We start from the raw sequence: 26,009 nt of genomic DNA, 5'->3' as shown, positions 1-26,009 counted from the left end.
AATATGCACCAGACTTGCCACGCGTGCTGAATGCAGTCCACATAAAAAAACGGCTGTTGAACATATACCTGTTCAACAGCCGTTTTAAAAAGCAAGGCCAGTTACAAGAGCTTTACAGCGACTTCAAGAAAGCCAGCACCGCATCACGGTCAGTTTTTGACAAAGCTTCAAAACGCTGGCGGGCTTTATCTGCTTCTCCGCCGTGCCAGAGTATGGCTTCGGTCAGGTTGCGGGCGCGGCCATCGTGCAGGTAGCCTACCTTGCTGTTATTGCCCATGACTTTCTCTGTATAGCCTATGCCCCACAGTGGCGAGGTGCGCCACATATTGCCCTGGGCCTGGCCTTCTGCCAGCTTGTCGGCCAGACCTGTGCCCATGTCATGCAGCAGCAAGTCTGTGTATGGCCTGATGGTCTGGTTGCGCAATTCAGCCAGCAAATGACCATTACCGGTTTTCATCTCCACCGTGTGACATGCCGAGCAGCGCATATTCTGGAACACCTTGGCACCGGCACTGACTTGCTGAGGATTGACGACATGCTCATCCATAGGTGCTACACCTTTGGGGAAACCACTGGCGATGCTGCGTTGTGCAGGTACGGCCACCAGGCCCAGGTAGCGGGTGATGGATTGCAGGTCAGCTTCCGAGATACCTTTTTGCGCCGGTGCGGCAGCACAGCCAGCCGGGTCTGTCGTGCAGCTACGGTTAGGGTAGCTTGGTGACGTTACCGCCATGTCCTGCAACAGCGCGGCAGCAGTCTGGTGACGCAGGGTCGCCTTGGATGCCTTCCAGCCAAAGCGGCCTACGCGTACAGCACCGGTTTCTGGTTCATACACATAGTTGGCCAGGCCGACGACACCATCAGCATCTGGTGATGTGCGGGCGCGTGCCAGGATGTCGGCTTCAGATATGGCCTCTAACAAGCCCATGCCTATCATTGGTTGGGCTGCACGTAGCGAATACACTGTCGGTACAGCGCCTTCAAATGCCAGCGTGGGTTTTCGCAATTCCACATTGGTGCCATCGGCCAGCTTGGTTGTGCGGGTTTCAAATCCGGCGACGTTGACATTGGTACCCCAGTTTTGCGGCACGCCGCTGCTGGAGAACGCATTCATCTGCACCACAGTGCCATATTGCGGATGCGGCAATTGCTGGCCTGCTGCATTGGTGGCTGCCACCCTGACCGACATGCTGTCGAGACGCTGGTTGATGGCAACTGGTGCAGGGCTGCGGCCATTGTTGACGTGGCAGGCGATACAGGCAGACTGGTTGAAACGCGGCCCCTGCAAACCCACTGCCTGCTGGTAGCGGTCATTGCCGTTCTCATTATGATCACCGGTCGTGAAATTGGTATGCACCAGACGACGACCTTCAACGAAACGCTGTATGTTTTGCATGCCCGCATTATTGTGAGGCTGCTGGAACATGAACAAGCCATTGTCAGAATAATTGTAAGAGACGGAACCCTGGCCGCCTGACAAAGTCTCTTCCGGCAGTGGCACCGAGTTCAAGCGTGGCTGCACGCCATACCATGGTTTAAGGCCAGAGCCGACCACATAAATCCATTCAGACGAGTAATAACGCACACCGCCGTTGTCGCCCTTGGCAGCCATGCCTTCAGGCGTAGAGAACATGGATGGCGACACTTCAATAATGTCACCCACCACCAGCGGACGTGCCGGGATGTTTTTGCCATTCGGGAAGCCATTTGCATCCAGGTCGCTATGTCCAGGATAGTCCTTTACGCGCAAGGTACAGGCACCATTCACACCGTCCGGCGTGTTGAGCTTGTTATTGGCAGGGTAGGGCACGGGTTTGCAGATGGCGACATTGCGGTCTACCAGTTCACCCGGATTCATCCAGCCATAACCAGTAACGCCGACGCGGTCAAAACCACGGAAGAAGGCCACGCCACCCGGCAAAAAGTCTACGGTATTGTATTGATTGACGGTCAGTGTTGGCTTGGTCACGCCAGCCACACGGCTATTGTCGATGATCTCAAAACCCCAGGTGCGGTTCTTGAAATATTGCGCCACAAAGGTCAGGTAATTGCCCGGGCCTTTATCCACTGGCAAGCCGGTCGCAGCATCAACAGTTTCATTCGGGCCATAGCCGATTTCATTCCATTCTTCACCACGTTCGCGGCCATGGCGTGCCAGGCCGCGTGCACCAAAACGTGTGACCAGGGTGCCATCAGGCAGAGTGAATTGCAGGCTTTCCAGTGGTTCTGCTGCAGCAGGCAAAGGTGTCCAGCCGCTACCACTGGCAGGGAATTTTAAAGCAGATGTCGTCGCATCCGGCAGGGTATTGTCGCTGCCTGGCGACTTGAATTCAACTTCAAACAAAGAATAACCATACTGGGTAGCGCGGGCCACGCCTTGCAGGCGTATGTAGCGGGCATTTGCACCAAGGTTAAAGAATTCTTCCGTACCGCCTTTGCCACCACTGACATAGCGCAGTTGCGTCCAGGTCTGGCCATCGTCAGATACGCGCAAGGCGTATTCCTTGCCATAGGCGTTTTCCCATACCAGCTTCATATAGCCGACGGGTGTCTTGCTGCCAAAGTCAAACTGTATCCAGGCACCGTCTTCTGAGGTGCTGCCCCAGCGGGTATTGGCTTTGCCATCGATCGCCATGGCGGCTGACATGGCCTGGTTTTCTACTGCGGATGAAGTGGCGGCGACAGGCTTGACGGCTACACCAGGCTTGCTCAAGTCTATCGTTCCAGGGTTGCCTGGCTGGCTGGGCTGGGTTGGATCGGTGCCCGGTTGTGTTACTGGCGTGCCTGAGAGTGCCTGTATCTCTATGATGGAATAACCATACTGGGTAGAACGTTTGATGCCCTTCACGCGCAGGTAACGGCCTTTGCCATTGAGCTCGGTCAGGTCTTCAATGCCACCCTTGCTATTGTCGACGGTCTTGATCGTGGTCCAGTCACTATTATTGTCCGAGACCTGTAGCAGGTATTGCGTGGCATGGGCGTTTTCCCACTGTATACGTACACGGGTGATGGTTTCTGTCTTTCCAAAGTCCAGCGTCAGATACTGGTCATCTGTAAAAGCACTGCCCCAGCGGGTATTTTCGTTGTGGTCTATCGCGGCGGCTGCCGACAGGTCACCACGTTCAACGGAACTGGCGGTAGCTGTAACAGGTGTGAGCGCTGTTTCGGCTGGTGCAGCTTGTGGTGGTGCAGCCATGGGGCTGGTACCGCCATTGGTGCTGCCAGAATCAGCAGTGCTGGAACCGCCGCAGCCTGCCAGTTGCAGGCAAAGTAGCGATGAGGCCAGACAGATGGCCGTCATGCGATTGGATATTTTTTTCACGTATGAACTCCTGGTTTTTTACGTTGATGCATATGGATGCATGGATGCGTGGGTGCACGGCATCCATTGATACTCATTGAAACTGCAAGGCGCATGTTTGTAGATGCGCCCTGGTGAAACTTGACTGAGGTCATGAATTACAAATGAGCAAAAAAAAGAAACAGGTAAAGCCGGTCTGTATTTGCTATTTGTTGTTTGTGGCCTGACAGTATCCAAATGCCAGACATGTTGCAAGGCTGGGCAAATGGGCTTCTGCCTGCCCTGAATTGGGGCGTGGTTCATCTCAAATTTTGTCAGCGGGGCTGACAGATTTGGTCAGTTTGGAAAGCATCCCAGTGCTGGTTAGCAAATTTGATTTGGAAAAATTGGAAACTTTTCCAATTTTATGGCAATGCTTGTGCTAATACCAGTTGCCAAACCATGTGCAGCCCCAGAAAAATTGCTGACAAAAAATGGCCAGAAAATATCAAATTTAAATTTGTAATACACAAAATTTGCCTGAAAAAGAAAGTGGTATTAGCGCTATCTGGTTTATGACAAACTTGTAAGAAACAAATTGATTTTCCTGTTACAGAAAACTTACAATTGACGAGATGGGAACACAACGCAAACACCATTTTTGCAACGCCTTTTACACCTCATCACGCGTCCAGTAACTTGACGATTTTATCCATGCCTCTGGCTGCCCGCGCTGTTCCACCATATAGGTACGCAATGCCCGCGCGGCCTGTTTTTCAGCAGCGATCCAGATATAACCATCGCCAGGCGGGAATTGATAAGCAGCCGCTGCTGCCAGCAAGGACTGCTCATCACTGACTGAATCGCTATCACGTAATAGCCATTGTGCTTGCCAGTTGGCGGCGGTTACGCAAGCCTGTTTATCTGCCGCATCAGCAAGCATGATGATGCTGGTGACGTGTACGCCTGCGCGCAATTGTTCAACACGTCTAGTGATTGCTGGCAGGGCAGTGGCATCGCCTATGAGCAGATACCAGTCAAAGTCGTCTGCCACGACCATGGATTTGCCCGGCCCACTGACAATCAGGGTATCGCCTGCTTTTGCCTGCATCGCCCATGCATTGGCTGGCCCATGCTGGTGCAATGCAAAGTCCAGCACCAGCGTGTGCGCCTGTGTATCGAAATATAGCGGTGTATATTCGCGTGTAACAACGCTGTCTGCTTCGCCAGCAATGGGCAGCAAGATCTTGACGTGATCATCATGCGCGAGGCTGGCAAAATCATGCAGATCATCTGATTGAAAAGTGATGCGCTGCATATGTGGCGTCAAGCGTGTGACGTCGATGACGCGCAGGGTTCTGCGGCGTTTTTCCCAATACAGGCGTTCGATGTGGTGTTTGGTATTTGTAGTCATGATATTTTGAATTTTTTGTGAGCCATAGCTCTTGTTAATTAATTTTGCAGGTTGGGGGGATGTAGGTTGGGCTGATCTGTAGGTTGGGCTACGCTTTACCAGCCTAGCGAGGCCCAACCCAACACTGGGCGTTTAAATAACGTATACGTGTGCAGTGGTCGGCTGTTGGGCTGATGAGGCATAGCCCAACCTACGAGGTTTTCCCTCTCCCACACCGCCTGACATTAAACGCCAGCGCCAGCGTCGCGCACACCGCAACCGGTATCCCCACCATCCATGGCAGGCGTACGGCAATCGCATACAGGGATGTGCCAGCCGCTGGCCCCACGGTATCTTTCAAATCTGCCGCCACCGATGCCGCTGCCATATAAGTTGCCCGTGCATGCGCAGGTGCGAGTTCCATGATCAGGGTAGGCAGCAAGGGGCCAAACAGCATTTGCGACAGCGACAGCAAGCTCACGCCCAGCACCAGTGCGGCAAGGCTGGATGAAAACAGCAGGCAGATGAAAGCAGCCACCAGCACGCAGCCGCTGGCAATCACCATCCTGAAGTTGCTGATGTGCGCCAATAAGGAACTGATTTTTAACTGGAACAAGACCGTCAGCGCCGCCGCATAAGTAAACAGCAAACCTATCTGCGATGGCGTCAGGGTGCCTGCATCTACGGCATATAGCGGCAAGACTGAACTTAACCAGCCCGCCGATATTTGCAGGCACATTGACCACAGCAGCAAGCCAGCCAGGCGCGCATCCCTGAAGGCTGGCAGGATGCCCAGCAAACTGTCATCCTCATCATCAGAGATGGTATTTTTTGTCAGGGTCTCTGGCAGCCAGAGCGCAATGATCAGTGTACCCATCAGCGTTGCCAGTGCAGACCCCAGAAACACCGCACCCAGAGAAAACAGCGCCAGCACAGATCCCACTGCCGGGCCAGCAACGCGGCCTGCACTCGACATGACACGTGCGATGGAAAAATAATAGCGATGCTGTTCAGGCGGGATGGCGTCGGCAATCACCGCAGAGATGGTGGGATGCAAGACACTTTCAAACGCACCTATCAAGATCAGCACCAGGGCAGACGCCCATACGCCGTGGGTAAAGTAGAGGAGGGCAAAGCCCAGCCCCACGCCCGCAGTGGAGATCAGCAGTACCGGGCGCCGCCCGACGCGGTCGGCAATGCCGCCCACCAGAGGAGTGGCCAGCAATTCGCCGCCAGAGTAACAAGCCAGCAGCAAGCCTATATTGGCGACAGAAATACCCGCCTCTTTTTCTGCCCACAAGGCAAAAAACGGCATGAGTACACCATCGGCAAAGCCGACAAAAAAACAGAGGAAAAGGCCAACCGCAGTGGCAAGAGGTGCATTCGTGAAAATGCTGAGAGAGGCAGAAAGCCGGAGTGGCAGTCGTAGTGGTAGTAAAGATTCCAGCCGTAATAGAAGTCGCATATACATTATCCATGGCGCGACAAATCTGTTTGCAAATGCATGACAAATTTGTTTGCGCGTTGGCTAACGTAAACGCTTACGTCACTGTTTCCAGTGATATGGGGCGATCCTAACAAAGAAAAATTGCGACGTCAATCAAGCTGCGTGGCATGCTTAAACCCATCTACATGCAGTCCACGATGTCCATACTGTCGGGCTTGCTAGTCCTGCACCATGGATGCACTTGACAAAATAGATAAGCGAATAAATCCTTAAACATAAATGTAACCAATTGTAGCTTGCGTTATAATTTGCAGCTGTTTTTGCATATTTAAATGCAAATTGATAACAAATAAAGACAAGAAACCAGGCTCGCCTTCTCCCATTTATTATGAAAAAATCACTCCTCGCTTGCCTGTCTTTCCTGGTTTTTGCCTTCCCCAGCATGTCGCAGGCAGAAGTACGCAAGTGCGTCACCCCGTCGGGCGAAACGATTTATACAGATCAACCCTGTAATGCAAAAATTGGCAGTACCGCGACTGAAGTCAAAAATGACTCTACACTGCGCAAGATCACGGCCATGCAAAAAGACCGTGACACTGGCAAAAGCTGCTGGGTACTGGATCACCGGTATTCACAATGCAGCATCAGTGTTGACCGTACCCTGATGACCAACTTCAGGGAAAATTGTGGCATCCCCATGAACCAGTTCATCAAGGAGCGCAGCAGCGACAACCAGAGTACCAGTTATAAAAATTATAGAGAACGCCGCGAATACCGCGACACATCGCAAGAAGGTGATGATCTCGAATACATCCACAGATCCACACGCAAAAGCCGCGCCGTTTTGCAATGTGAAGCGCTGGAGAAAGATATGTGGCGTTTCCTGAAGCAAAACTTTAATGAAAAGGTGCCACAGGAAGATGCCAAAAATATTGAACTCAAATTAATGGGTTTGCCTGATCCCGAAAAAAACAATTCGTACTCAAAAAAATAGGCTGCCTATTCCAGACTATCCCAGACTACCCCAGACTATTGCAGTCTGTCGCAGACTGCTGCATCTGGCTTGACACAAAAAATGATGGGGATATGCAGCAATGCATATCCCCATTCATGTTTTTAGCTTTGATAAAAATCAATGCATGCTGACAGCACCCAGGTGCACAGCCTTGTCAGGCAAACCCTCGGCCCTGTCCAGCTTGCCTGCCAGAGTTGTCAGGCTCCACGCACCTACCACTACCAGCGCACCTATCCAAGGTGTATGCATCAAACCGATGTGGCTGACAATCAGGCCACCTGCCCAGGCACCGAATGCGATACCGACATTAAATGCGGCGATATTCAAGCCTGATGCCACATCAATAGCCTGCGGCGCATCATGCTCGGCGCGCTGAACGACGTAGACCTGCAAACCCGGCACATTACCAAAAGCCACTGCACCCCAGGCTAATACTGTCAGCAAGGCCAGCCATTTATTATGTGCAGTAAAAGTCAGCACCAGCAAGACCAGGGCCAATAAGGCAAACACGATTTGCAATGCAGCGACTGGCCCTTTTTTATCTGCCAGTTTGCCACCCCAGATATTGCCAAAAGTAACTGAGACGCCATACACCAGCATCACCAGGCCCACTGCATTGGCGCTAAAGCCGCTGATGTCCTGCAGTATCGGTGCCAGATAAGTGAAGGCGATAAAGCTGCCGCCATAACCCAGCGCCGTCATCGCATACACCAGCAAGAGGCGCGGTTTTTTGAGCACCGCCATTTGCGTCAACAAAGAGGCAGGCTTGCTGCTGGCGATGGTCGAAGGGATCAATATCGCGCAACCAATAAAGGCAATCACACCCAGCGCCGACACCGCCAGAAACGTCGCCTGCCAACCCAGATGCTGGCCGATAAAGGTACCCAGCGGCACGCCCGTCACCAGTGCCACCGTCAGGCCGCTGAACATCAGCGCAATCGCACTGGCGGCCTTGTCCTTGGCGACCAGGCCAGTGGCTATCGTTGAGCCTATGGAAAAGAACACCCCGTGCGCCAGCCCAGTCAGCACCCGCGCCGCCATCAGCGAGGCATAGTTGGGGGCCATCCAGGCTACCAGGTTACCGATCGTGAACAAGGCCATCAGGCCAAGCAATAATTGCTTGCGTGGCACGCGGCCAGTCAGCGCAGTCAACACTGGCGCACCAACGGCCACGCCCAATGCATACAGGCTGACCAGCAAACCGGCAGAAGGAACAGACACCGCCAGGCTGCTGGCGATGGTAGGGATAAGGCCGACAATCACAAATTCTGTCGTACCGATGGCAAAGGCGCTGAGTGTCAGCGCCCACAAGGCTAAGGGCATATTAACTCCTGGGTTGAACTTACGCAAAACCGCCCCAGCTGCGTTGCAGCTCCCGCATTTAGCAAATTCGGTACTAAAGTACTGTCTTCGTCGCTGACGCCTTGCTGGGACAATTTTGCGTAAGTTCTATGTAAATGTGAACGAGATGCCAGTCTGAACCCATGCAAGCATAAGAAAAATAGCTTAAGCTACACTTAACTTGTGACTCGGAATCAATAATGCTAAGCCTGGAAACCATGAAAGCCCTGGTGGCAGTGGCCGATACCGGCTCGTTCTCGGCCGCGGCCGAGCGCCTGGGGCAGACGCCGTCCGGCATCAGCCGCAGCATTTCCCGCCTTGAAGCGCAACTGGGCATGACTCTCATGACGCGCACTACCCGCAAGCTGGAGCTGAGCGAGGAAGGCCACTGGTTATTGCAAAGGGCCAAGAAAATACTCTGTGATATTGATGACACTGAAGAACAACTGACAGCCAGATTGTCGCAACCATCCGGCCTGGTGCGGGTGAACGCCGCCACCCCCACGCTGGATCATTTGCTGGCACCGCTGGTGGCAGATTTTCTGGATGCCTATCCCCTCATCAAGTTGGAACTGGTCAGTGGTGAAACCTTTGTTGATCTTATCGAAGAACGCGCTGACCTGGCGATACGCATAGGCCAGCTCACAGATTCCAGCCTGCATGCACGCCGCCTGGGTAGCAGCCGCATCCGCCCGGTGGCGGCACCACATTACCTGGCACGTCACGGTGAACCACAGACCGTGGCCGACCTGGCCCAGCACAGGCTGCTGGGTTTTACCGCGCCCGCCAGCCTGAATACCTGGCCGCTGCCCAAATCAGACGCAGCTAATGCCGCAGATGGTGAGGGCTACACCATAGACCCCGTCGTCAGCGCTAGCAATGGCGAAACCCTGCGTCACCTGGCCGTGCAGGGCGCTGGCATCGTTTGCCTGTCCGACTTTCTGACCATGGCAGACCGTGCCCACGGCAGACTCAAACCGGTGCTGTCCGACATCAGCCTGCCCTGGATGCAGCCAGTCTGGGCGGTGTTTTACAAACAGGAAGCGATACCACCACGGGTAGCCGCCTTGCTGGATTTTTTGATGACGAGATTGCCGCTGGACAGGGTGTGAGGTGAGGGTAAATTACGTAAATTCGTAGGCTAAGCCGGGGCTCGCCAGGCTACGCTTCGTAGGTTGGGCTACGCCTCATTCCCGCGCCGTAATCGTCAACACAGGCGCATCAGGATCAGCCACATTCAAGGCAAAGTGATACTTGCCCGCCTGTGGCGGTTCAAACCACACATCCTTGCCGGACCAGGCCAGAGCCTTGCCTGTATTGATCACGAAATTACCCTTGTTTTCATTGGCCCTGCTGTCGGCTGCACCAAGCTCAACCATCTTGAAATCTTTCGAGACTATTCTGAACTTGCTGATACCTTTGGGTAAAACCACGTCCACACTGAAATTGCTGGCATCAATCTGCGTCAGAGGCAAAGAGGTATCCCACTTGTTCATGTTGCCGCTCAGGTAGATAGGCTGGGCGGTGAAATGCGCTATGCTGGTGGCTGGCGATGGCTGGAATTCGACCAGGGTGTCGTCAGGCCAGTTGCGTTCAGAAAGCGGTAACACGACATACTTCATCCTGTGGCCGGTATAGAGCACCGTGCGTTTGTCACCTGACACCAGGGTGACGCTGTCCGACGCGAAAGGCGTATACGTGCCATAGCTGACCCTCGATGACATACACCAGTCCGTCCCACCCAAAGCTACGGCAGCAGCGGTGCGCAGCAAGACATTGAGTTCTTTCTTGGCGATTGCTATGGCAACCTGGCATTCAAGGCGCACATCACCAAGGCGGCGCATATTTGGCGGCACGTTGGCGCTACTCACGCGTGGCATGCCATTGAATTCACCACGGCTGCGGTTGAGCATCAGTTCAGCATCACCATCGGCAGCCGCCTGGTCGCGTGGCAGGATAAAGCTGCCATCAGCGGCAAGCACCACCGGGATGGATAGATCATCTGTAGCGATGCGCAAGCTCAGTCCGGCCAGCGATGTACCGGCATGCCTGGGCTTGAGCACAAAGCGTAAGTTGTCCGCCGTCGGGGCCAGGTGGCGTTTGCTCTCGAACATATCAAGTCCGGCCAGCATATTGCGGTAAGAGCGCAATTCAGGATTCTTGATGCCGCTCACGGCGACTGACTGGGGTTCTTCCATCGTCGTGGCAGCAGGCGGGTCTTCTGCGGCTATTGCAGGCTGGCAGACGAGAATCAAAGGCAGGAGTAGAGTCAGGCTGGTGACGAGCAATCGCATCATGGATTTTGGTGTTTGATGAAGACAATCCGCACTATACTCCACAGTTTTGCGTGTCGGCAAACTACAGGCACTATGATGCAAGGGTGGGGATAATTGAATAATCTGCCACCTGAACTTTGTCGTGCCCAAACACTCATAGTGCTTGGGCCTGACAGAAAATCCTGCCCAGGCTTGCGGGGACAAGTTTGCGTAAATCCTGAATAAAAAACTTTAAAAGGAGATAAAGAATGCGTATCCATCAATACATGGGCATAGCCTTGCTCAGCTTGCTATCCTTTAATAGCCTGGCCCAGGTCAACCTGGCCGAGCCTCACCGCCGTCCGGCAGACCTTACCCGCGACGCCACCAGTCGCCCACAAGAGACCATGGATTTAATGAAGATCAAGCCCGGTATGGTCGTGCTGGATCTGCTCGGCGGCAGTGGTTATTTCAGTGAACTGCTGTCCCAGCAAGTGGGCGACAAGGGCAAGGTGCTCTTGCACAATAACAAGGCTTATTACCCCTTTATCGGCAAGGAACTGGAAGCGCGCCTGGTCGATGGCCACCTCAAAAACGTGCTGCGCTATGACCGTGAAGTAGATCAACTGGGGCTGGAAGAAAATTCCCTCGATGCCGTCTTCTTTGTCATGGGCTATCACGACATGTATCACGTGTCCAAGCAATGGCTGATCAACCCGCCTGAACTTTTGGGGCAAATCAAAAAGGCACTCAAACCCAATGGCCTTATGCTCGTCATCGACCATTCTGCACCCGCCAATAGCAAAACCAGCTATGCGCAAGAGCAGCACAGGATAGATGAAGTTTACGTCAAGGATGAGCTGGGCAAATTCGGTTTTGAAACCGTGGCACAGAGCGATATCTTGCGCAACCCGCAAGACAGCAGGACCAATTCAGTATTCGACCCCAGCATACGCTCAAAGACTGACAGGTTTGTGCTGGTTGTCAAGAACGTCAAGTAATCAAGTTCCTGATACAGGCCGGCGCAGCATCTATAATGGGCAGCAGAGTGTGGCTGACCCAGCCATGCTCTTCATGTTGAATTTGATGGAACACCTGTCATGTTTGCCATAAGCAAGCCGCATTCACTCGCTGCCAAAAAGCGTATCCATCGCTGGATACGCTATTTCTTTGTCAGCTTTGCCATCTTGTTTACCCTCTGGATGATCAACAATGTCAGGACCCGCGATGTTGATGACAGCCTGCTCCAGTCCAGCGTCAGCATCGCACTCACCGACACCCCGGCCTCCCTGGAATTAAGGCCTTTGCAGAGCAAGCCACAACGTGGACTGATTTTTTTCTGTGGTAGTGGCATTGCAGCAGATGCCTATATTCCCCTGCTCAGGCCGGTAGCTGAAGCTGGTTTTAGCGTTTTCATCATCAAACTGCCCTGGCGCTTTGCCCCGCTGGAATCCCACAAGCAAGCTGTCTTGTCACATGCCAAAGACGTCATCACCAGCCATCCAGATTTGTCATCCTGGGTAATGGCCGGTCATTCTTTGGGGGCTGCACTGTCGGCACGCTATGTACAGACAGATACTGAACACATCGCCGGCATGCTGCTGATGGGCAGTACTCATCCCAAATCCGCAGACCTGTCGGGTTTGCGGATACCGGTGACCAAGGTCTTTGCCAGTAATGACCAGGTTGCCCCCAAAGAAAAAATCATCGCCAATAAAAAACTGCTGCCCGCACACACCAGATGGGTAGAAATCACCGGCGGCAACCATTCCCAGTTTGCCCATTACCGCTACCAGCTCCTCGACGGTGACGCCACCATTCCCAGGGAAGAACAGCAAGCCCAGGCACGCAAAGAAATCCTGGCGATGCTGAAACAAGGGGATTGACCCTTTAAAGCTATTGCAAACAACAGCACAATCGCATTACATTGTCAGATTGATTCCGGCGCCATAATGACGCACGTCCCTACACAGGCCAGACTGACAGGTAGCAAGCAAATAAATCATGCGATCACAGCTTATGCAGAACACATTTACCAGACACCGCTTCTGCATGACCAATCTCATCAGCATCATCACTGCGTCTACCTTACTGACAGGTTGTCCTGGCACTGAACAAAGCACTGCTGCTGCATCACATAAGATTTCACCTGCATCTGCCAGCTCGCAGGTAGTGGCGGACAGTGCGGCTGGGACAAGCGCAATCGCCACGGCAGCCGCCACAGCTACCGCAACTGCAGCAGTTACCAGCAGCGGCCCCTTCGGCCTCGCCATGGCCATCAGCGAAACCGAGTTGGCCAGCAAGTTCGGCTTTGTCAGATCCGGCAAAGCCAGGCATTTGTTCGAAGGCCAGCCGCCGATGCCAGTAGATGACTTCAACGACTATTACGCCGTTACCGCCCCCATCAGCGGCATCTGCAAGGTCGGCGCATCGCGCACCATTACCGCCGTCAGCGGCACAGGTGAACAAATCAAAGCCGCCGCCGATCGCATAGCGCAAACGCTGGAACAGCAATACGGCAAACCCAGCCTCAAAAAAGACAAGGTAAAAACCGACATCTACACCCGCCGCCCGCAATTCTGGATGGTCGGCCTCAAAGAAGGCTCAGTCAGCTACGGCTACCTGTGGGCCAATGGCAAGACAGAGCGCGAACTGCCCGACAACATCCTCAACATCATCGTCTTCGCCCACGCCAAGGCCATCAACCGTGGTGAAGTCGGCGTCAGTTATGAGTTTGCGAATTATGCGGATTGTCAGAAAGAGTGGCGTAAAGAGAAAGGGCGAAAATCATGAATCAACACCAGAAAAGTGTCCATTTCATTACCCTGCGGGATACGGCTTTAGAATGAAAGTGCCGCGCTTATAAACATATCGAAGCGTTGGCGTTTAAAGCCCCGTAATACATATTCAGGTCATCCCAGCGCAGGCTGGGATTCATCTGCAGCAAATAATGTGCAGTTTATATAGTCTGGATGCAGGCTGCCTGCAATCCGTATTCAACCACATTCAGCCAACTCAAGCATAAGCCGTCCCCGCCATCGCCGCCTTGATCCCCACGCTTCCCTTATCAACAATCGCCAGGAACACAGCTTTCGCTTCTGCCGCATCCTGCTTTTGTCTGAAGCTTTGGTGAGCCTGGATAAGTGCCACCGTCCATGTCGCCAGTAACAGGTTGGCCGCCAGTGCGGCATCGGTATCGCCAGCTTCGCGCTTGACGGACAGGACCATTGCCTCTGCCACGACTTGTGATATCTCGTCGCGTATTGCCCTGGCGCGCGCCTTCAGGGTTTCGCTGCCTTCTATGGTTTCCATGAAGCCCTGGCTGCCCGGTGAAATAAAGCCTTTGGCACCAGCTGCGAACCTGACATAAGGGCTCTCGACTGCCACCAGTTGATGTGCAAGCAGGCGCAGAGTCTCGATTGGGGAAATGGAGGGATCGCGTTCGCGCAAGGCTGCGCGTAGCATCTCGCGCCCCTCTTCATCACGGTCAAAGAACATGTCTTCTTTGCGCGGGAAGTGATTGAACACCGTCATGCGCCCCACGTCAGCCGCTGCCGCAATCTCATCTACCGTCACATGGTCAAAGCCCCGCTCCTGGAAGAGCAGGGTGGCGGCATTGGAAATACCCTGGCGCATGGCCAGACGTTTGCGGGAACGAAGATCGGACGGATTTGACATGGAAGGCATCATAGCATATATTAAATGTACTCAGTATATAATTATATCGAGTATATTAATAAGAAAGTTGATGTTATGACCAAAATTACAAAAGAAAATGGGCTATCAAACCCTTGTCATGCGATGCCGCGAATAGCGTGCAGCCCTGTGGCGATTCCTGCGCGCATTTCCAAAAATCAAACTGCACAGGAGCATGACCATGAATAAAGCAAGCTCCAAGGCACTGACCGTCATCTTTGCTGCTATCGGTCTTGACGCGGTGGGGATAGGCCTGATCTTCCCCATCTTGCCGCGCTTGCTGGAAGAGGTTACGCATGGTGACAATGTCGCGCCCTATATAGGTATCATGACGGCCTTGTATGCAGTGATGCAGTTCATCTTCGCCCCCGTGCTGGGCGCATTGAGTGACAGGCTGGGCCGCCGCCCGGTGTTGCTGATCTCGCTGGCCGGGGCGGCCATCAATTACTTGGTGATGGCCTTCGCGCCGCAACTCTGGATGCTGTTGCTGGGCCGCGCCATTGCCGGGCTGACCAGCGCCAATATGTCGGTGGCCATGGCCTATATCACCGACATTTCACCAGAAGACCAGCGGGCGCGCCGCTTTGGCTTGTTCAATGCGGTGTTTGGTGCAGGCTTTATCATCGGCCCCATCCTCGGTGGTGTGCTCGGTGATTATTGGCTGCGCCTGCCTTTCATCGCAGCAGCGGTCTTGAATGCGGCCAACCTGCTCATGGCATTTTTTGTCTTGCCAGAATCACGCACGCCCAGCCGCGAGAAGCTGGACCTGGCCGCGCTCAATCCGCTGCTGCCCATGCGCTGGATATTCACGATGAAGAACCTGGTGCCAGTCACCATCGTCTTCTTCATCCTCAGCATGACAGGTGAGGTATATGGCACCTGCTGGTCACTGTGGGGCAACGACGTATTCCGCTGGAATGGTTTGTGGATAGGTCTCTCACTCGGCACCTATGGCCTGTGCCAGTCACTGGCTCAAGCCTTTTTGCCCGGCCCTGCCGTCAAACTGCTGGGTGAGCGCGGCACCATACTGACCGGTTTTGCAGGCACCTGCCTGGCCCTGGTTGTCATGGCTTTCGCCAAACAGGGCTGGATGGTGTTTGCCGTCATGCCGGTGTTTGTCATGGGCGGTGTAGGCATACCGGCCTTGCAGTCACTGGCAAGCCGCATGGTTGACGAGAACAGGCAGGGGCAATACCAGGGCGTGCTGGCATCCGCCGTCAGCCTGGCCTCCATCATTGGCCCGCTGACATTCTCGACGCTGTATTTCCTCGTCCGCCCGCAATGGCCAGGGGCGATCTGGCTCAGCGTGATGGTGGTGTATGCTGTGGCGGTGCCGCTTGTACTAAGCTTGCGATTCCGTAGTGCTGATGAAATGTTGCCGGATGCGCAGGCACAATAGGTATTATTCTAAACTCGATGACGCAAAGAACATGAGTAACTCCCTGCAGGTATATACACCAACTCCGGTGGCGCTACACCTGCAGACTTTGCTCGCCAAAGCAGAAGAATGGCAAGGTTATGAGCCCAACCCGGAGCGGGGCGGCAAGTCTGTGCTCAGGGTGACATCAGCAGACAAGCTTGCAGATGCTTACCTCTATCCCGGTACTGAGCTTTGAGTGTGCCTTTATACGAGGGGAGATACAAGATAAGAACTTATCTGTGGGGTTTGGCATCCCATTCTCCGCCAAATGCACCCATATGTTGTTGTGTAAGGAACGGCAACGAAGCAATAATAAGGGCTATTGCGGTATTATTTGCGTCGTCAAGAAAACGTATAAGGTTTAAGCAGCTTTACAACCGAAAACAAGAATTTCCTTAACTAGGACACACAGTGAATAAGCAACAACTTGCAGCAAAAATCTGGGAGTCCGCCAACCAGATGCGATCCAAAATCGAAGCGAATGAATACAAAGACTACATCCTGGGCTTCATTTTCTATAAGTACCTGTCAGACAAATTAGAAAGCTTTGCCGTCAGCCAGGAATTCAGCAAAGAAGATATTCAGGCTCTTTCCGAAGATGATGAAGAAGTCGTCAACTTCTTCAAAAGCAACCTCGGTTACTTCATTTCTTACCCCAATTTGTTTTCGACGTGGCTGGCATTGGGCGGCGATTTTGAAGTCGCAAACGTCCGGGTGGCGCTGTCAGCCTTTAGCCGCCTGATTCATCCGAACCACAAGCGTCTCTTTGACGGTATTTTCAAGACCCTTGAAACTGGCCTGAGCAAGCTGGGCGAGTCCGCTGCCAGTCAAACCAAAGCGATCAACGCGCTGCTTCAGCTTATTAAAGATATTCCCATGGATGGCCGCCAGGGCTACGACGTGCTCGGTTTCATCTACGAATATCTCATCAGCATGTTTGCCGCCAATGCGGGCAAAAAAGCAGGCGAATTTTACACGCCGCATGAAGTTTCTGTGCTCATGTCCGAGATCATTGCGCACCACCTCAAGGATCGCGAAACCATCCAGATTTACGACTCCACCAGTGGTTCGGGATCGCTGCTGCTCAATATTGGCGAGTCCATCGCCAAGCACATGGTGGACAAGGACAACATCAAGTACTTCGCCCAGGAGCTGAAAGAAAACACCTACAACCTCACGCGTATGAACCTCGTCATGCGCGGTATTTTGCCCAGCAATATCGTCACCCGTAACGCCGACACATTGGAAGACGATTGGCCGTACTTCGATGATCAAGACCCGGTCAATTCCTATAACCCGCTCTACCTTGACGCCGTCGTCTCCAATCCGCCTTACTCGCAAAAATGGGACCCGCAGCACAAAGAGGCAGATCCGCGCTATGCCCGCTTTGGCCTCGCGCCCAAGTCCAAGGCCGACTATGCCTTTTTGCTGCACGATCTTTATCACCTCAAGCCGGACGGCATCATGGCCATTGTCTTGCCGCACGGCGTGCTGTTCCGGGGCGGTGAAGAAGGCGCAATCCGTAAAAGCCTGATTGAGAATAACCATCTTGAAACCATCATCGGCCTGCCGTCCAACATTTTCTTTGGCACCGGCATTCCTACCATTATCCTAGTGCTAAGGCAAAAGCGCGAAAGCAGTGACGTACTGATCGTGGATGCTTCCAAGGGGTTCGCCAAGGAAGGCAAAAACAACAAGCTCCGCGCCTCCGACATCAAGAAAATCGCCGACGCAGTAACTGGCCGCCTCACTGTGCCCAGCTACAGCCGCCTTGTGCCCAAGACCGAGCTGCAAGACAATGACTACAACCTCAACATCCCGCGCTATGTGGATTCCTCTGAGCCTGCGGAAAGCTGGGACCTTTACGCCTCCATGTTTGGTGGCATACCGCAGAGCGAACTCGATGGATTGGCCGATTTCTGGAAAGCCTTTCCCAGCCTGCGCAGCGCTCTGTTCACCGACAACGGCACGCCCTATGTCGCGCCACGGGTGAGCGATATGGTCAAAGTCATCCACGAGCATGCTGAGGTCGAGCGCTACGGCAAGGCATTTAATACTGTTTTTGCCAATTTCACACCTTGGCTGCGTGACGCACTGCTTGAAAGAATGCTTACTTTGCAAATTCCCCAGCAAGAGGCGATCATCAGCGAAGAAATATTTACCCGCCTCGCTCCTCTGCCGCTTATCGATAAATACCACGCTTACCAAATTCTTGACGATCACTGGCAAGCAATTGCAGGTGATCTGGAAATTATCCAGGCTGAGGGCTTTGAGGCGACTCGTATCGTTGATCCCCATTACGTCATCAAAAAGAAAGATGGTAAAGAAGCCGAGGTGCAAGAGGGCTGGAAGGGCCGCATTCTACCCTTTGAACTGGTGCAGACCATCCACCACAAGCCAGAGCTGGATGCACTGCGCGAGAAGGAAAACCGCCTCAGCGAAATCACGGCCTCGCTGGAAGAAACGCTGGAGAACTTCAGCGAAGAGGACAAGGCCAATGACACCGTCAACGATGCGGGTGACAAGTTCGTCGCCGCTGTCGTGACCAAAGAGGCCAGGCTCTTGCTCGCCGAGGCGAAGAAGTCAGGCGATTTCGAGCCAGAATCATACGAAGCCAAAATCATCCAGATCGCCGAATGGCTCGCAGAGGAGAAAACACTGAAAGCGGCCATCAAGAAAGAGGCCGAAACCCTGCACCTCAAGACCAAGGAAACCATTGAAGGCTTCAGCGACGCACAGGTATATGAACTTCTTGAACGCAAGTGGATCACTCCCCTCAACGACGAGCTGTACGGCCTGCCCGATCAGCAGATCGACCGCTTGACCGCCAAGCTCGAAGCCTTCGGTGAAAAGTATCGTATCACCTACGCCGATAACGCCCACGAGATTCAGCAAGCCGAAAGCGCACTGGCGGGCATGATTGCAGAGCTGGACGGGAGCGAGTTTGACCTCAAAGGCCTCGCGGAACTCAAAACCTTGCTGGCGGGGGATTGAGATGGCGGAACAGACAGTCAACAAAGTGCCACAGGTGCGCTTCAAGGGGTTCGAGGATGAATGGGAGAAGAGATACCTCGGAGAACTCTATGCGAAAATAAGAAATGCGTTCGTTGGGACGGCCACACCTTTTTATACTCACAAAGGATATTTTTATCTTCAGTCAAATAATGTAAAAAACGGCCAAATAAATCGTAATACAGAAGTTTTTATTAATGAAGAGTTCTACCTTAAGCAGAAAGATAATTGGCTGTACACGAATGATATTGTGATGGTGCAGTCTGGCCATGTGGGACATACCGCAGTTATTCCCGAGGAGCTAAATAATAGCGCGGCGCACGCCTTGATTATTATTTCCAAACCATTACGTGATACTTGCTCCTATTACCTAAATTTTTATTTGCAAGGAAATAGAGCTAAGCGAGACTTGGCAAATATCACTACTGGCAATACGATTAAGCACATACTTGCTTCTGATATTAAGAAATTTGGAGGATATTTCCCGCATCATGGAGAGCAAACCAAAATCAGCGAGTATTTCCGCGAGCTAGATAGCCTTATCACTCTGCATCAGCGCAAGCATGACAAACTGCTGGCGCTGAAAAAAGCGATGCTGCAAAAGATGTTCCCGCAACCCGGCGCCACCACGCCTGAAATTCGTTTCAAAGGCTTCGAGGGGGGAGGGTGGAAGGAGACAAAGCTTAGGGAAGTTTGTGGCCCATTCGAATACGGTCTAAATGCTTCAGCAAAATCCTATGATGGTCGGAACAAATACATCCGAATCACGGATATTGATGAAACTACACGAAATTTCTCCCAGGCAGATATCACCACACCAGACGTAGATTTTGTTCGTTCTACGAACTACTTACTAACTGACGGTGATATTTTGTTTGCTCGCACAGGTGCGTCAGTTGGCAAGACATATCGTTACCAACAGAAGGATGGAAGGGTGTTTTTCGCGGGGTTTCTAATCCGAGCAAAAGTATTTAACCCTAGTTGCGTTGACTTCATCTTTTATACGACCATAACTAGTCACTATGGAAAATTTGTGGCGCTCAATTCCCAGCGATCGGGGCAGCCAGGAATCAATGCGACCGAGTACTCGGAGTTCACTTTTAGTGCCCCCTCTGTTCCAGAGCAGCAAAAAATCGGCAACTACTTCCGCACATTGGACGCGCTGATTTCCAAACACGCGACCCAGCTCCAAAAACTCCAGCAGATCAAATCTGCCTGCCTGGAAAAGATGTTTGTCTAAAAACCTTACCGATCAACTATGACCACCTATTCCAAAGAATCCGATTTTGAAGCCGCAGTGATCGATACGCTGCGCCAGCGCGGTTGGGGTGACGCAGATATCATAAAGAATCCAAGTGAAGAAGACTTGCTGGCGAACTGGAAGCAAATCCTGTTCGCGAACAATCGCGGCAAGGATAGTCTCAATGAAGTGCCGCTGACCGATAGCGAGATGCAGCAAATCATGGAGCAGATCACCGCGCTGCGCACGCCGCTCAAGCTCAATGGCTTTATCAATGGCAAGACGGTAGCCATCACGCGTGACAACCCAGCCGATGCTCTGCATTTGGGTAAAGAAGTGAGTCTGAAGATCTATGACAGGCTGGAAATTGCCGCGGGACAGAGCCGTTACCAGATTGTACAACAGCCATGCTACGTGCGTGGATCGCCGCTGCTCAACGACCGCCGTGGTGATCTGTTGCTGCTGATTAACGGCATGCCAGTCATCCACATCGAGGTGAAAAAAAACGGTGTGCCGGTGAGTCAGGCCTACAACCAGATCGAAAAATATTCGCGTGAGGGCATATTCAGCGGTCTGTTTTCACTTGTCCAGATCTTCGTGGCGATGGAACCTGCCGAGGCGCTTTACTTCGCCAACCCGGGGCCGGACGGGAAATTCAATAAGGATTACGCCTTCCACTGGGCAGACTTCAATAATGAGCCAATCAACGCCTGGAAGAGTTTTACCACCAGTTTGCTTTCGATCCCGATGGCACATCAACTGATCGGTTTCTACACCGTGGCCGATGAGTCGGACGGTGTGCTGAAGGTGATGCGCAGCTATCAGTATTACGCCGCGCATGCTATCTCGGATAAAGTCGCCAAAACCGATTGGAAGAACCCGAACCGCCTGGGTGGCTACATCTGGCACACCACAGGCTCGGGCAAGACCATGACGAGCTTTAAATCAGCGCAGCTCATCGCTAATTCCAAAGATGCGGATAAGGTGGTGTTCTTGCTTGACCGTATCGAACTGGGCACGCAGACACTGCAAAACTACCGCAACTTCGCTGGTGATAGCAACGAGGTGCAGGCCACGGAATACACAGGGGTACTCGTCAAGAAGCTCAAGAGCACAGACCCCGCCGATACCCTGATCGTTTCTTCGATTCAAAAGATGAGCCGACTCAAGGATGAGGAAGATGGGTTGAAAGGCGATGATCTGGCAAAAATGCGCGCCAAGCGCATTGTGTTCATCGTGGATGAATGCCACCGCTCCACCTTTGGCGACATGCTGATTGACATTAAAAAGAGCTTTCCGGGCGCGGTGTTTTTTGGCTTCAGTGGCACGCCCATCCATAAGGAGAACATCCGCAAGGACAACACCACAACCGATGTGTTCGGCGATGAGCTGCACCGTTACAGCATTGCTGATGGCATCCGCGACAAGAACGTTCTGGGCTTTGATCCCTATCAGGTGATGACGTATCGCGACAAGGATTTACGGCAGGCCGTTGCGCTGGAAAAAGCCAAAGCTGCCTCGCCAACAGAAGCCTTTGCCGACTCAAAGAAAAAGAAGGTCTTTAACCACTATATGAACGATGTGCCGATGGCAGGCCACTGGGATAGCGCCGGTGTTTATCACTCCGGTATCGAAGACCATTTTCTTAATTCTCAGTATGAGCGCGACGAACATCAGAACGCGGTGGTGCAAGACATTGCCGATAATTGGATCACCTTAAGTCAGGGTAACAAGTTTCACGCCATCTTGGCCACCAGCAGCATCGAGGAAGCAATCACCTACTTCCGATTAATGAAGGCGCAGTGCCCGCAACTGAAAATCACCGCGCTCTTTGATCCGCATATTAACGACGATGACGGTGGCTGTGATTCCGAGTTTAAAACAGCAGGATTACTTGAAATCATTGGCGACTATAACACTACCTATGGGCAAACCTTTGACTTGGGAACGCATGCCAACTTCAAAAAAGACCTGGCGGCACGCCTTGCCCACAAAAAGCCCTACCAACGTATCGCGGCGGAGCCTGAAAAACGACTCGATTTGCTGATCGTAGTGAATCAGATGCTGACAGGCTTCGATTCGCAATGGTTGAACACGCTCTATCTCGACAAGCTGTTGGAATACGAAAACATTATTCAGGCGTTCTCGCGCACCAATCGCCTTTCAGGATCAGACAAGCCTTTTGGCACGATCCGTTATTACCGCAAGCCCCATACGATGAAGCGGAATGTCGAAGCCGCCGTGAAGCTGTATTCTGGCGATAAGCCGATTGGACTCTTCGCTGATCGTTTGCCGATAAACCTTGAGCGTATGAACGCTTGCTTTGTCGAAATCTGCGCCATTTTTAGTGCGGCAGGTATTGCTGATTTCTCAAAGCTGCCGGACGATCTGGCAGCACGCGCAGCCTTTGCCAAGCAGTTCAACCAGTTCAGCGCCATCCTGGAAGCCGCGAGAATCCAGGGCTTTACGTGGGAGAAATCAGTTTATGAATTTGGTGAAGACGCCAAGAAGCAAGTCACGCTGATTATCAGTCATCATCAATATCTGACGCTGTTGCAGCGCTACAAAGAACTTGGTGGCGGCAGCGGCGGAGGCGGCGACAGTATTCCCTTCGAAATTAATAGCCACATCACCGAAATCGACACCGGTAAGATCGACGCAGATTACATGAACTCGCGCTTTGAGAAGTTTCTGAAAGTGTTGCATGGCGGGGACGAGCAGGCAAAGGAAGCCACTTTGGCTGAACTGCATCGCTCCTTTACATCACTTTCCCAAGAGGACCAGAAAATTGCGGAAATCTTTCTGCACGACATCCAGCGTGGCGATGTGCAGATAGACCCTAACCGCACATTCCGCGATTACCTTGCAGATTATCAGGCAGAGGCAAAGCGTGAGGAGATTGAAACCATTGTCAAATACCTTGGTGTTGACGCAGGTCAGCTGATCGCCTTGATGAACACCCAAATGAATGAGGTCAACCTGAATGAGTTTGGTGGTTTTGAAAAGCTGACAGCAACTGTCGACAAGCAAAAGGCCAAAACTTACTTCGAAGCACTTGAAGGCAAAAGTATTCCTCCCTTTAGAGTGAATATTAAGACAGCTGATTTGCTACGTACCTTTATCATTCAAGGTGGCGTTAAATTGACTTTACCCAGCGAATAAATGAACGGGGGTCACATATCAGCGGGAGCAAGTCGGTCATCAACGTTGACAATGAAATTCATTTTGTTCTTTGTATAGTGACACTGGATCATTCCTGATAAAAACAGGCAATTGACAGAACCTGATCCAGCTTGGCTGCAGCTAGCTTCGCCATGATCCATTTTTGCGTCGTGGGATTTGCTTCCTCTACTGCTTGAATTACGATGTCAAAGAATCGCTGCAGCTCAAAAGCGTTTCTGGAATGACGGCATGGGGGAGCATCGCAGGCTGCCCGCGTGCGAATACTTAAATCTCATTGCGTTGATCAATGACGTATTGCCATTTCTCACCGCGTCAATCGATACAAATAAATCGCCGTCCTGATCGTCGCTCTCTGTATCGAAGAAATATCCAGGTCTTCATCCGGTGAATGCGCGCCTCTGCCGGTGGCACCCAGGCCATCCAGACTGTCTACATAGGGTGCGACGAATTGTATGTCACCGGCACCGCGCTCACCCGGTGGAAAGGCTTTGATTTCGCCCAGACCGGCGTCGTAGCTGGCTTTGGAATACAGGTCAAGCAGGGCGTAGTTGCCGGGCGTCGGCGACATGGGGGGATAGTTTTCGCTAAAGCGTATGCTGGCGCTGGTGCCAGCGAGGTTTTTACTGACGATGTCTTTCATGCGGTCTTTGGCGCGCTGTCCTTGTTCTGCGCTGAGGTAGCGCAAATCGCCATGCACCTGGGCGCTGGGGGCGATGACATTGGTCTTGCCAAATGCCGTGCCCTTGCTGTTCTGGCTGTCGTAGCTGATCTCGGTGCCGCCGAGGATGTTGCCGGGGTTGAAGGTCAGGTCGGGCTCGATCAAAGTTTCACGAAAGCTGTTCAGGATGCGCGCCGTTTCATAGATCGCACCATAACCATTGTGAGCAAACACGGTGGCAGAATGGCCTTGTTTGGCTTTTACATCCAGCACAAAACCGCCAGAAGCGCGGCGGCCTACTGTGCCAGTGGCGTTGCCTTGATTGTCGAGTGCCGTGCCTTCAAAGGCCAGAGCCACGTCACTGCGCTTGGCTGCATTGACCAGATCAGCACGTGAGGTGGCGATAGGGTGGCCGACACTTTCTTCATCACCACTGAAAATGACCTGGATGCGGGTATTGTCGAGTGCCCCCACCGCATGCAGGGCGCGCAGGGCTTCTATCATGATAACGTCGCCACCCTTCATGTCATTGACACCCTGGCCGCGCACGCGGTTACCCTGCCTGTCCCACAATTGTACGGGACTGTCTTTTTCAAAGACAGTGTCCAGATGGCCTATCATCAGCACGCGCTTGCCCTGCTTACCTTCACGCTCGGCCAGCAAATGCCCGGCGCGGTTCATGGTGGCGGGCATCTCTGACCAGTTGGTCTTGAAGCCCAGGCCATCCAGCTCTGCAAGGAACAATTTGCCTACATCCCGCACACCCGCATGATTGAGTGTGCCGCTGTTGATGTTGACGCTGCGCTCCAGCAATTGCAGGGCCGCTTCTGATCTGGCCTGTACAGCCGCGACAATTTTTTGTTCGGTTGGCGACAGGCTTTGCGCGTTGGCCCTGGCTGCAAACATGCTGGTAGAAATAGCGAGGGCAATGCAAAGCGGGAGCGTTTTCTTGATGAGCATGGCGTATTCCTGAAACGTGGACGGTCGGTTGGGACAGATGCATAATGTACACGGTTTTGCAGGGAAGGGGGAGAGCGCGAATTCAGTAGGGGCGCCGTGCGTACCGTTTTTTTGGCACGGTGATGGTGCGCGCGGTGCACCCTACAAATTTACGAAATTTTCTCGCCTGCTACACCAACCCCGCGCCTGCCTAACAATCCCATCCCACCTATCGCCAGCAATACGCAGGCGATGCCTGTGATCTGGCTGCGGCTGACCACTTCGCCCAGCACCACGATTGCCAGCACCACGGCAGATACCGGGGCCAGCGCCGTGAAGAGGGCAGCTTCGCTGCCGCTGACTTTGGCAGCGCCTGCATACCACAGCAAAAAGCCAGCTACTGTTGGCACCATCGCATAGTAGACCACTGCCCATACCGCATCGTTGGTGACAGGTGTTTGCCATGGCATTTCAAACAGGGCGGGGATGATGGATAAAGTTAATCCCAGACCCGTCATGATGGTGGATAGCGCCAGCGGAGCGATAGCAGTTTTCAGGCGTTTGTTCAGCAAGATGAACAAGCCTTCGCAAATAATGGCAGCAAAGATCAGGGCATTGCCCAGCAGCGAATGCTGGCCACCTCCATCTGCCCGCATGGCTATCGATAAAACGCCTGCACCCGCCAGCAGCACGGCCAGCAATAAGCTGGCTTGCGGCCTTTCACCCAGCAAGACAATGGCAATCGCCGCAGAGACTATCGGCAGGGTGCCGATGATGACACCGGCGTCTGCCGCAGATGTGAGGTGCATGCCGCTGATGAGCAGGGTGGTGTAGCCAACACTGCCAGCACCGGCCTGCAAGACCAGCAAGACCCAGTCACGCCTGCCCAGCCTGGGCAGGCGTGTGCCAGTGACTCGCATCAATAATAAAAAGCAGGGGAAGGCGATGGCAAAGCGCAGCGCCGTTGCGGTAAACACCGGCAAGCCGCTGCCTATGACTTTGCTGGCGACTACCGTGCTGCCGACGACGATCATCGCCAGCGCCAAATATGCATATCCCAATAATCTGTCTGACATTGCTTGCCTCACCATGGTTGGAAAGGCTACAGCGTGACAGTTTGAAATTGCGTC

Annotated in this window: 18 protein-coding genes; 10 read left to right on the top strand and 8 right to left on the bottom strand. The window is 53.0% G+C overall.

The window, feature by feature from the left end:
* Positions 1 to 112: 112 nt before the first annotated feature.
* From AC3WQT_RS01670 to AC3WQT_RS01660, 3 genes are all read right to left on the bottom strand, one after another.
* Positions 113 to 3,301, bottom strand: a complete 3,189-nt coding sequence (locus tag AC3WQT_RS01670) for a di-heme oxidoredictase family protein (RefSeq protein WP_492702515.1) — start codon at positions 3,299 to 3,301, stop codon at positions 113 to 115.
* Between the two features lie 652 nt (positions 3,302 to 3,953).
* The gene (locus tag AC3WQT_RS01665; protein ID WP_492701601.1) at positions 3,954 to 4,694 is read right to left on the bottom strand and encodes a siderophore-interacting protein; all 741 of its coding nucleotides are present in this window, start codon (positions 4,692 to 4,694) and stop codon (positions 3,954 to 3,956) included.
* Positions 4,695 to 4,884: 190 nt separating this feature from the next.
* The gene (locus tag AC3WQT_RS01660) at positions 4,885 to 6,138 is read right to left on the bottom strand and encodes an MFS transporter (RefSeq protein WP_492701599.1); all 1,254 of its coding nucleotides are present in this window, start codon (positions 6,136 to 6,138) and stop codon (positions 4,885 to 4,887) included.
* A 370-nt stretch (positions 6,139 to 6,508) separates the two neighbouring features.
* On the opposite strand from AC3WQT_RS01660, the gene AC3WQT_RS01655 reads away from it, so the two are divergent.
* Positions 6,509 to 7,114, top strand: a complete 606-nt coding sequence (locus AC3WQT_RS01655) for a DUF4124 domain-containing protein (RefSeq protein WP_492701597.1) — start codon at positions 6,509 to 6,511, stop codon at positions 7,112 to 7,114.
* 138 nt (positions 7,115 to 7,252) lie between these two features.
* Here the strand turns inward: AC3WQT_RS01655 and AC3WQT_RS01650 are convergent, their stop codons facing one another.
* Positions 7,253 to 8,458: an MFS transporter gene (locus AC3WQT_RS01650; protein ID WP_492701595.1), complete on the bottom strand. Its 1,206-nt coding sequence runs from the start codon at positions 8,456 to 8,458 to the stop codon at positions 7,253 to 7,255.
* Positions 8,459 to 8,676: 218 nt separating this feature from the next.
* Between AC3WQT_RS01650 and AC3WQT_RS01645 the strand changes: the two genes are divergently transcribed.
* Entirely contained in the window at positions 8,677 to 9,588 is a 912-nt protein-coding gene (locus tag AC3WQT_RS01645) for a LysR family transcriptional regulator (RefSeq protein ID WP_492701593.1), read from the top strand.
* A gap of 75 nt (positions 9,589 to 9,663) precedes the next feature.
* On the opposite strand, the gene AC3WQT_RS01640 is transcribed toward AC3WQT_RS01645, so the two are convergent.
* On the bottom strand, positions 9,664 to 10,773 hold the full coding sequence (locus tag AC3WQT_RS01640; RefSeq protein WP_492701591.1) for an early set domain-containing protein: 1,110 nt from the start codon (positions 10,771 to 10,773) through the stop codon (positions 9,664 to 9,666).
* 227 nt (positions 10,774 to 11,000) lie between these two features.
* Here AC3WQT_RS01640 and AC3WQT_RS01635 point away from each other — a divergent pair, with 227 nt between their 5' ends.
* From AC3WQT_RS01635 to AC3WQT_RS01625, 3 genes are all read left to right on the top strand, one after another.
* Positions 11,001 to 11,732: a class I SAM-dependent methyltransferase gene (locus AC3WQT_RS01635; RefSeq protein WP_492701589.1), complete on the top strand. Its 732-nt coding sequence runs from the start codon at positions 11,001 to 11,003 to the stop codon at positions 11,730 to 11,732.
* 99 nt (positions 11,733 to 11,831) lie between these two features.
* Positions 11,832 to 12,617, top strand: a complete 786-nt coding sequence (locus AC3WQT_RS01630) for an alpha/beta hydrolase (protein ID WP_492701587.1) — start codon at positions 11,832 to 11,834, stop codon at positions 12,615 to 12,617.
* 118 nt (positions 12,618 to 12,735) lie between these two features.
* On the top strand, positions 12,736 to 13,524 hold the full coding sequence (locus tag AC3WQT_RS01625) for a hypothetical protein (protein WP_492701585.1): 789 nt from the start codon (positions 12,736 to 12,738) through the stop codon (positions 13,522 to 13,524).
* A 222-nt stretch (positions 13,525 to 13,746) separates the two neighbouring features.
* On the opposite strand, the gene AC3WQT_RS01620 is transcribed toward AC3WQT_RS01625, so the two are convergent.
* On the bottom strand, positions 13,747 to 14,409 hold the full coding sequence (locus tag AC3WQT_RS01620) for a TetR/AcrR family transcriptional regulator (protein WP_492701583.1): 663 nt from the start codon (positions 14,407 to 14,409) through the stop codon (positions 13,747 to 13,749).
* Between the two features lie 199 nt (positions 14,410 to 14,608).
* Here AC3WQT_RS01620 and AC3WQT_RS01615 point away from each other — a divergent pair, with 199 nt between their 5' ends.
* The 5 genes from AC3WQT_RS01615 (at position 14,609) to AC3WQT_RS01595 (ending at position 23,261) form a co-directional block, all read left to right on the top strand.
* Positions 14,609 to 15,826 carry a TCR/Tet family MFS transporter gene (locus AC3WQT_RS01615; RefSeq protein ID WP_492701581.1) on the top strand — a complete coding sequence of 406 codons (1,218 nt, stop codon included), beginning with the start codon at positions 14,609 to 14,611 and terminating at the stop codon, positions 15,824 to 15,826.
* Positions 15,827 to 15,857: 31 nt separating this feature from the next.
* Positions 15,858 to 16,043: a hypothetical protein gene (locus AC3WQT_RS01610; protein ID WP_492701579.1), complete on the top strand. Its 186-nt coding sequence runs from the start codon at positions 15,858 to 15,860 to the stop codon at positions 16,041 to 16,043.
* Between the two features lie 215 nt (positions 16,044 to 16,258).
* Positions 16,259 to 18,841 (top strand): type I restriction-modification system subunit M, encoded by a 2,583-nt coding sequence (locus tag AC3WQT_RS01605; RefSeq protein WP_492701577.1) that lies wholly within the window; start codon positions 16,259 to 16,261, stop codon positions 18,839 to 18,841.
* A 1-nt stretch (position 18,842) separates the two neighbouring features.
* Positions 18,843 to 20,099, top strand: coding sequence for a restriction endonuclease subunit S (locus AC3WQT_RS01600; protein ID WP_492701575.1), 1,257 nt, complete (start codon positions 18,843 to 18,845; stop codon positions 20,097 to 20,099).
* A gap of 18 nt (positions 20,100 to 20,117) precedes the next feature.
* On the top strand, positions 20,118 to 23,261 hold the full coding sequence (locus AC3WQT_RS01595) for a type I restriction endonuclease subunit R (RefSeq protein ID WP_492701573.1): 3,144 nt from the start codon (positions 20,118 to 20,120) through the stop codon (positions 23,259 to 23,261).
* 325 nt (positions 23,262 to 23,586) lie between these two features.
* Here AC3WQT_RS01595 and AC3WQT_RS01590 read toward each other — a convergent pair whose 3' ends face one another.
* Both AC3WQT_RS01590 and AC3WQT_RS01585 read right to left on the bottom strand, forming a co-directional pair.
* Positions 23,587 to 24,900 carry a M20/M25/M40 family metallo-hydrolase gene (locus tag AC3WQT_RS01590; RefSeq protein ID WP_492701571.1) on the bottom strand — a complete coding sequence of 438 codons (1,314 nt, stop codon included), beginning with the start codon at positions 24,898 to 24,900 and terminating at the stop codon, positions 23,587 to 23,589.
* Between the two features lie 149 nt (positions 24,901 to 25,049).
* Positions 25,050 to 25,955, bottom strand: a complete 906-nt coding sequence (locus tag AC3WQT_RS01585) for a DMT family transporter (protein WP_492701569.1) — start codon at positions 25,953 to 25,955, stop codon at positions 25,050 to 25,052.
* Between the last annotated feature and the right edge of the window lie 54 nt (positions 25,956 to 26,009).

The sequence above is a fragment of the Undibacterium sp. FW305-107 genome, from assembly GCF_058788535.1.
Note: the sequence above shows the minus strand (reverse complement) of the source record. Positions and strands in the feature narration are given on the sequence as shown.